Source organism: Comamonas sp. SCN 65-56, from assembly GCF_001724135.1.
In the GTDB taxonomy this organism is placed as follows: domain Bacteria; phylum Pseudomonadota; class Gammaproteobacteria; order Burkholderiales; family Burkholderiaceae_C; genus Comamonas_C.
Genome location: NZ_MEDS01000014.1, coordinates 41794 through 48160 on the forward strand (window position 1 = coordinate 41794; position 6367 = coordinate 48160).

At 61.7% G+C, this 6367-nt stretch carries 8 protein-coding genes; 1 reads left to right on the plus strand and 7 read right to left on the minus strand.

Annotated elements, in window-relative coordinates; genetic code table 11:
• Window positions 1–9: 9 nt before the first annotated feature.
• The 5 genes from meaB to scpA are packed head-to-tail and all read right to left on the minus strand — an operon-like array spanning window position 10 to window position 4867.
• Window positions 10–1035 carry a methylmalonyl Co-A mutase-associated GTPase MeaB gene (gene meaB / locus ABS45_RS09915; RefSeq protein ID WP_291555324.1) on the minus strand — a complete coding sequence of 342 codons (1026 nt, stop codon included), beginning with the start codon at window positions 1033–1035 and terminating at the stop codon, window positions 10–12.
• On the minus strand, window positions 1032–1919 hold the full coding sequence (locus ABS45_RS09920; RefSeq protein ID WP_291555326.1) for a restriction endonuclease: 888 nt from the start codon (window positions 1917–1919) through the stop codon (window positions 1032–1034). The genes meaB and ABS45_RS09920 overlap by 4 nt, the downstream gene beginning before the upstream one ends.
• Window positions 1920–1959: 40 nt before the next feature.
• Window positions 1960–2379 (minus strand): PIN domain-containing protein, encoded by a 420-nt coding sequence (locus ABS45_RS09925; protein WP_291555328.1) that lies wholly within the window; start codon window positions 2377–2379, stop codon window positions 1960–1962.
• Window positions 2379–2660 carry a hypothetical protein gene (locus tag ABS45_RS09930; protein WP_291555330.1) on the minus strand — a complete coding sequence of 94 codons (282 nt, stop codon included), beginning with the start codon at window positions 2658–2660 and terminating at the stop codon, window positions 2379–2381. The genes ABS45_RS09925 and ABS45_RS09930 overlap by 1 nt, the downstream gene beginning before the upstream one ends.
• Window positions 2661–2710: 50 nt before the next feature.
• Window positions 2711–4867, minus strand: coding sequence for a methylmalonyl-CoA mutase (scpA, locus tag ABS45_RS09935; protein WP_291555332.1), 2157 nt, complete (start codon window positions 4865–4867; stop codon window positions 2711–2713).
• A 129-nt stretch (window positions 4868–4996) separates the two neighbouring features.
• Between scpA and ABS45_RS09940 the strand changes: the two genes are divergently transcribed.
• Window positions 4997–5632, plus strand: coding sequence for a GntR family transcriptional regulator (locus ABS45_RS09940; protein WP_291555333.1), 636 nt, complete (start codon window positions 4997–4999; stop codon window positions 5630–5632).
• A 292-nt stretch (window positions 5633–5924) separates the two neighbouring features.
• Here ABS45_RS09940 and ABS45_RS09945 read toward each other — a convergent pair whose 3' ends face one another.
• A complete protein-coding gene (locus tag ABS45_RS09945; RefSeq protein ID WP_291555334.1) occupies window positions 5925–6242 on the minus strand; it encodes a phage head closure protein in 318 nt (105 codons plus the stop codon).
• Window positions 6239–6364: a head-tail connector protein gene (locus ABS45_RS09950; protein ID WP_291555340.1), complete on the minus strand. Its 126-nt coding sequence runs from the start codon at window positions 6362–6364 to the stop codon at window positions 6239–6241. Before ABS45_RS09950 ends, ABS45_RS09945 begins: the two co-directional genes overlap by 4 nt.
• Window positions 6365–6367: the final 3 nt, after the last annotated feature.

Consider the following 6367-nt stretch of genomic DNA (forward strand, 5'->3'; position numbering starts at 1 on the left):
TTTGACTCTTCAATCGATAGCTGCCAGCGCTTGTCCTGCTTGCGCTGAGAGCAGATTTCTTGCCGCAGTACTGGCGGCAATGCGCCCCGCGACGACGTCCGACTGCATTTGCACCAGCAGCGCGGCGACGGCAGGATGGCTGCGAAACGCCGTGCGCAGCCCGGCGTCGATGCGCTCCCACATCCACGCCAGCGCCTGCTGCTGACGCCGCGCGGCGATCTCGCCATTGGCCGTTTGCAGCGCACGGTATTCACTCACCGCCGCCCAGAAATCCTGCACGCCCTCGCCCTTCAAGGCGCTGATCGTGATCACCTTGGGGTGCCAGCGCTGCGGATCATTCTGCGCATGCGCCGGGTTGCCCTGCATCGCCATCAGGCGCAGGCTGGAGGTGATCTGCGTGCGCGTGCGAATCGCAGCCCTCGGGTCGATGTCGGCCTTGTTGACCACCACCAGGTCAGCGAGCTCCATCACGCCCTTCTTGATCGCCTGCAAATCGTCGCCTGCGTTGGGCAGTTGCAGCACGCAGAACATGTCGGTCATGCCGTGCGCCGCGGTCTCGCTCTGGCCCACGCCCACGGTCTCGACGATGACCACGTCGTAGCCCGCGGCCTCGCACACCAGCATGGCCTCGCGCGTTTTCTCGGCCACGCCGCCCAGCGTGCCGCTGCTGGGGCTGGGGCGGATGTAGGCGTTTTCCTCGCTGCAAAGCTGCTGCATGCGCGTCTTGTCGCCCAGGATGGAACCGCCCGAGACGGTGGAAGATGGATCAATCGCCAGCACCGCGACCTTGAGCCCCTGCGCGGTAAGATACAGGCCGAGTGCCTCGATGAAGGTGGACTTGCCCACGCCCGGCACGCCGCTGATCCCCAGGCGCAGCGCACGACCCGTCTGCGGCAGCAAGGCGGTGAGCAACTCGTCGCCCTGCGCGCGGTGGTCGGCGCGGGTGGATTCCAGCAGCGTGATGGCCTTGGCCATGGCGCGGCGGCGCATGGGTATCGACGCCGCCAAGGCTTTCAGGATTTCCGAGTTGTTCATGTCCTGAAAAGCTCAAAAAAAGCCTCGTCGATGTCATGCACCGTGCGCGGCAGCAGTCCGAGTTCGTACTTCTTGAACATGCCGTAGAGCTTCTCGCCGTCAACCAATTCGACAGGGTCGGCACCCGCGCGCGTTGCCTCATCCTTGGCGCTTTTGGAAAAATGGCTCGTCGTCAGGAAAATCGCCTTATCGGCTCTCCCAGCCATCGCACCTCGCAGGTCTCGAACTTCCTTGGGAGGTACCGAATTCGCCCACTTCTTGCACTGAAATACGACATTGAAGCTCACCAGATCATTGACCTGCAGCACGCCCACGCCATCGACGCCGCCATCATTGGAACGACCCGTCACTTCCAACCGGTCGAACCCCGCTTCTCTCAGCAGACGCAAACAGAGTCGCTCGAAGCCACTTGGCGAAAGTCCATGCAGTACCGCAAGAAAACGCCCGAGTTCGTTCTCTTCGTCCGACTGCTCGCTGTCCTCGTTTTCTACAGATTGAGGATCGGGTTGGGCACCGGAACTCGCACCCTTTTTCTGGGCCACGATTTGTTGCTGTCGCAGCCGATCGAAAAGGTTCAACGCCTCAGCGCTGTCCAGGTGTGTTTTCCAACCTTGGGACGTCAGCGCCCAAACCCCACGTTTTCCGCTCTCGATCAACCCCGCCCAGACCAGGTACTGTCGCGCCCAATAGACTTGATTGGCAAAGCGCTCCATCCCCGTCTTGAGTGTCTCTTCCCTCTGCTTTTCAGGCACAGAGCAAAGGCGAGCTACCACATCAACCGCTTCTTTGGGCGTGGCTGACCCGCCAAGCTCTCTCAGCGCATCGAGCAGTGGCCCGAACCACTGCACGAACTTCGGGCCTTTTTTTTCTCGTGTCGTCGCCATCCGCCTGTGTCCCTGGTCGCAATGAAATACGCTCAACGTATCAAAGAATCTCGAAAGCCCGGCCATCTGGCAGGCGGTAGCGAGAAAAATCGCGCACATCCTGAGTGAAAACGGTGCATACACCCGTCTGCGCCGCCAGCCAGACCAGCGATGCATCGGCCAGATCCATCTCGGTGCGTGGGGTTTCGGTGTATCGATCCATCAAGGGAATGAACTCCGTCAAATCAGCCTGTGAAAACGGAAACACCGACACTGCTGCCGCGCCTATCCATCGCAAAAAGGTATAGCGTTGTGGCGGCTGCAACAGATAACTGGCTTCGACCACGCAAGGCCAGGTGGTAGACAAGGCCCAGCGTTCAGCCGCAGCCAATTGAAACAACTCGGCGTAATGCTGCGCACGCGCCTGGTGCATGCCAAACACGGCCACCATCGCACTCGCATCGACCAGTGCCGCAGCCATCAGGCAATACCGTGCTTGGCTTTGAGCCGCGCGATCAAGGCCACCCGAGACCCTTCAGTGTCATAGGGCAACTCCCGGTCGGCAAAAGCACTGCCATCGGCCTGATAAGCCTTGGTGCGTTCCTCGGCCTTGAGCGCCACCATCAGCGCATACGGATCCTTGCTTCCCAGCGCACGCTCCACCGCATCGATGATGAACTGCGATTTGGTGATGCCTTTTTGCTGCGCCGCCAACTCAAGGCGTTTTTCCAGCAAAGGCTCCATGCGAACGGAAACAGCCATGATGCACCCTCCAGTTGAAATACGGTATTACTGTATCTCGAACGCGGATATCAAGCAAGCGCCGCCTTGATTTTCTCCAGTACATCCCTGGCGCATGCCGGGATCGGCGTACCCGGCCCGTAGATGCCCTTGGCACCCGCCTGGTAGAGGAAGTCGTAATCCTGGCGCGGCACCACGCCGCCGACGAAGACGACGATGTCATCCGCGCCCTGCTTCTTCAGTTCGTTGATGATCGCGGGCACCAGCGTCTTGTGCCCCGCCGCAAGCGTGCTGACGCCGATCGCGTGCACGTCGTTCTCGATCGCCTGGCGCGCGCATTCCTCGGGGGTCTGAAAGAGGCTGCCGATGTCCACGTCAAAGCCCAAGTCGGCAAACGCAGTAGCCACCACCTTGGCGCCGCGGTCGTGCCCATCTTGCCCCAGCTTGGCGACCATCACGCGCGGGCGGCGGCCCTGTTCCTGGGCGAAGGCGTCGATCTCGGCCTTGATGGCGTTCCAGCTTTCTGGAGAATCATAAGCGGCTGCATACACACCGGTCACCTTTTGCGTATCGGCGTGGTGGCGCCCGAAAATCTTCTCCAACGCATCGCTCACCTCACCCACGGTGGCGCGCAGGCGGATCGCCTGAATGGACAAATCGAGCAAATTGCCCTCGCCGGTTTTTGCTGCATTCGTGAGAGCTGCCAGCGCTTGCTCCACTTGGGCTGGATCGCGTTTCTGCTTCAAATCATTGAGGCGTGCAATCTGGCTTTCGCGCACCTTCACGTTGTCCACCTCCAGGATGTCCACCGCGTCTTCCTTGGCCAGCTTGTACTTGTTGACGCCGACGATGACCTCCTTGCCCGAGTCGATCAGCGCCTGCTTCTCGGCCGCCGCCGCCTCGATCTTGAGCTTGGCCCAGCCGCTATCGACCGCTGCCGTCATCCCGCCCATGTCCTCGACTTCCTCGATGATCTTCCACGCCGCGTCCGCCATGTCCTGCGTGAGCTTTTCCATCATGTAGGACCCCGCCCAGGGGTCGATCACGTTCGTGATGTGCGTTTCTTCCTGGATGATGAGCTGGGTATTGCGCGCGATGCGGGCGGAAAACTCGGTCGGCAGCGCGATCGCCTCGTCAAACGAATTGGTGTGCAGGCTTTGCGTGCCGCCAAACACCGCCGCCATGGCCTCGATGGTCGTGCGCACCACGTTGTTGTACGGATCCTGCTCGGTCAAGCTCCAGCCGCTGGTCTGGCAGTGCGTGCGCAGCATCAGGCTCTTGGCCTTCTTCGCGTCAAAGCCCTTCATGATGCGGCACCACAGCAGGCGCGCGGCGCGCATCTTGGCGATCTCCAGATAGAAATTCATGCCGATCGCCCAGAAAAAGCTCAGGCGCCCGGCGAACTCATCGACATCCATGCCCTTGGCGATCGCGGTCTTCACATACTCCTTGCCGTCGGCCAGCGTGAAGGCCAGTTCCAGCGCCTGGTTCGCCCCCGCCTCCTGCATGTGATAGCCGCTGATCGAGATCGAGTTGAACTTCGGCATGTGGCGCGCCGTGTACTCGATGATGTCGCCCACGATGCGCATGCTCGGCTGCGGCGGGTAGATGTAGGTGTTGCGCACCATGAACTCTTTCAGAATGTCGTTCTGAATGGTGCCCGAGAGCTGGTCCTGGCGCACGCCTTGCTCCTCTGCTGCCACCACGTAGCCCGCCAGCACCGGCAGCACCGCACCGTTCATCGTCATGCTGACGCTGACCTTGTCCAGCGGAATGCCGTCAAACAGCACGTTCATGTCTTCCACGCTGTCGATCGCCACGCCCGCCTTGCCCACGTCGCCGGTCACGCGCGGATGGTCGCTGTCGTAGCCGCGGTGCGTCGCCAGATCGAACGCCACCGAGACGCCCTGCCCGCCTGCCGCCAGCGCCTTACGATAGAAGGCGTTGCTCTCCTCAGCGGTGGAAAAGCCCGCGTACTGGCGAATCGTCCACGGCCTGCCCGCGTACATCGTCGCCTGCGGACCGCGCAGATAGGGCTCGAACCCCGGCAGCGTATTGGCATACGGCAGCGCCGCCGTGTCCGCAGCGGTGTACAGGGGTTTCACCGTAATGCCGTCGGCCGTCACCCAGTTGAGCTGGTTCAGGTCACCGCCTGGCGCGGTTTTGGCGGCGGCCTTGGCCCAGGCGGCAAGGTCGGCGGGCGCAAAAGAAGGTTGGGAGTCGCTCATGGTGGCTGCTCGCTTGGCTGTGAAAATGTTCGGCCTCTGGCGCTCTGCCGGGCCTGAATGTACGAATGCCTCAAGTTTACCCGATTTGTAATTATTAATTTTTAATTCTTTTTGGGTTACAGTCGCCCCATGTCCACCGCCACGCTTGCCCCGCGCGCGCTCTACGAACAGGTCGCAGAGCAGCTGCGCCTGCGCATCTTCCACCGCGAGCTGGAGCCCGGCAGTTGGATAGACGAGCTGAAAATCGCCGAGGAATTCGGCATCAGCCGCACGCCGCTGCGCGAGGCGCTCAAGGTGCTCGCCACCGAGGGGCTGGTCACGATGAAGCTGCGCCGCGGTGCCTACGTCACTGAAACCTCGGACAAGGACCTGCGCGACGTCTACCACCTGCTCTCGCTGCTGGAGAGCGACGCCGCAGCAGCAGTCGCGCGCGGCGCCAGCAGCGCCGACCTCGCCAGCCTTGAGGCGCTGCACGACGAACTTGAGCAGGCGACGGGCGAGCGCGAGCGCTTCTTCGCGCTCAACGAGCGCTTTCACATGCAGTTGCTGCAATTGGCCGACAACCGCTGGCGCGAGCAAATGGCCGCCGACCTGCGCAAGGTGATGAAGCTCAACCGCCACAATTCGCTGTTCAAGCGCGGGCGCATCGCCGACTCACTTGCCGAACACCGCGCGATCATGGCCGCGCTCAAGGCACGCCGGCCCGAGGCTGCCGCGCAGGCCATGCAGGCGCACTTCGCCAACGGTCTGGAAGCTGCCGCCTGATACTATTGTTTTCATAGCTTGTGGCGCTTTGTGATCAAGCGCTGCAGCATGAAAACGTTAGAATACGGCGTGCTCCAAACCAGCAAGACCCCTCACATCACCGCCGCCGGCCGCAATCCGTGGCGCCTTTGCGTGGCACCGATGATGGACAGTTGCGATTAACCAACATTCATGCGGGTTTGCGGGTAGGTCGTGTGCAAACTGTGTGCATCAGCTTTTCACATTATGATATTTTGATGTTACGGCAGTCTGCTTTTGCTGCCGATAGAAAAGGCGTTTGCACACGCCTGCCCTACCCCACGGCCTTGCACATCAGCACCAGCTCCCGATGACCTGAGCGAACGTCCACCAGGCTCACGATGTTGTAGGTCTTGCCACCGTGGATCACCCGATCCTGCGCCGTCATCCATGGCCTAAAGCGCATCCTTATCCGCGTCGTCACCTCAGACTGCAACGCCTGCGCCGCGATGTACTCCCGGCCCACCAGCGGCTCTACAGCCGCCCAGCAGGTGAACAGGGGTGCCCAGCTCTCGATAGGGGTTCCCCAGCCGTCCACTGTGCTGGTGAAGCGCTCCACCGTCACGCGCTGCGTCAGATCCCCGGCCTTCATGCGTACACCCGGTACGGTGCCAGCAGGCGTTCAAACGTCGGGTTCTTGGACAGCGGGCGCTCCACCAGGGCTTCCCTGTTGGCGTACAGGTCGCCCACCAGCAGCAGCGCTGCGGCCTTCACCGG

Coding starts and splice junctions, on each gene's coding strand:
- meaB (WP_291555324.1), bottom strand. CDS start 1,035: ATGAACAACTCGGAAATCCTGAAAGCCTTGGCGGCGTCGATACCCATG.
- ABS45_RS09920 (WP_291555326.1), bottom strand. CDS start 1,919: ATGGCGACGACACGAGAAAAAAAAGGCCCGAAGTTCGTGCAGTGGTTC.
- ABS45_RS09925 (WP_291555328.1), bottom strand. CDS start 2,379: ATGGCTGCGGCACTGGTCGATGCGAGTGCGATGGTGGCCGTGTTTGGC.
- ABS45_RS09930 (WP_291555330.1), bottom strand. CDS start 2,660: ATGGCTGTTTCCGTTCGCATGGAGCCTTTGCTGGAAAAACGCCTTGAG.
- scpA (WP_291555332.1), bottom strand. CDS start 4,867: ATGAGCGACTCCCAACCTTCTTTTGCGCCCGCCGACCTTGCCGCCTGG.
- ABS45_RS09940 (WP_291555333.1), top strand. CDS start 4,997: ATGTCCACCGCCACGCTTGCCCCGCGCGCGCTCTACGAACAGGTCGCA.
- ABS45_RS09945 (WP_291555334.1), bottom strand. CDS start 6,242: ATGAAGGCCGGGGATCTGACGCAGCGCGTGACGGTGGAGCGCTTCACC.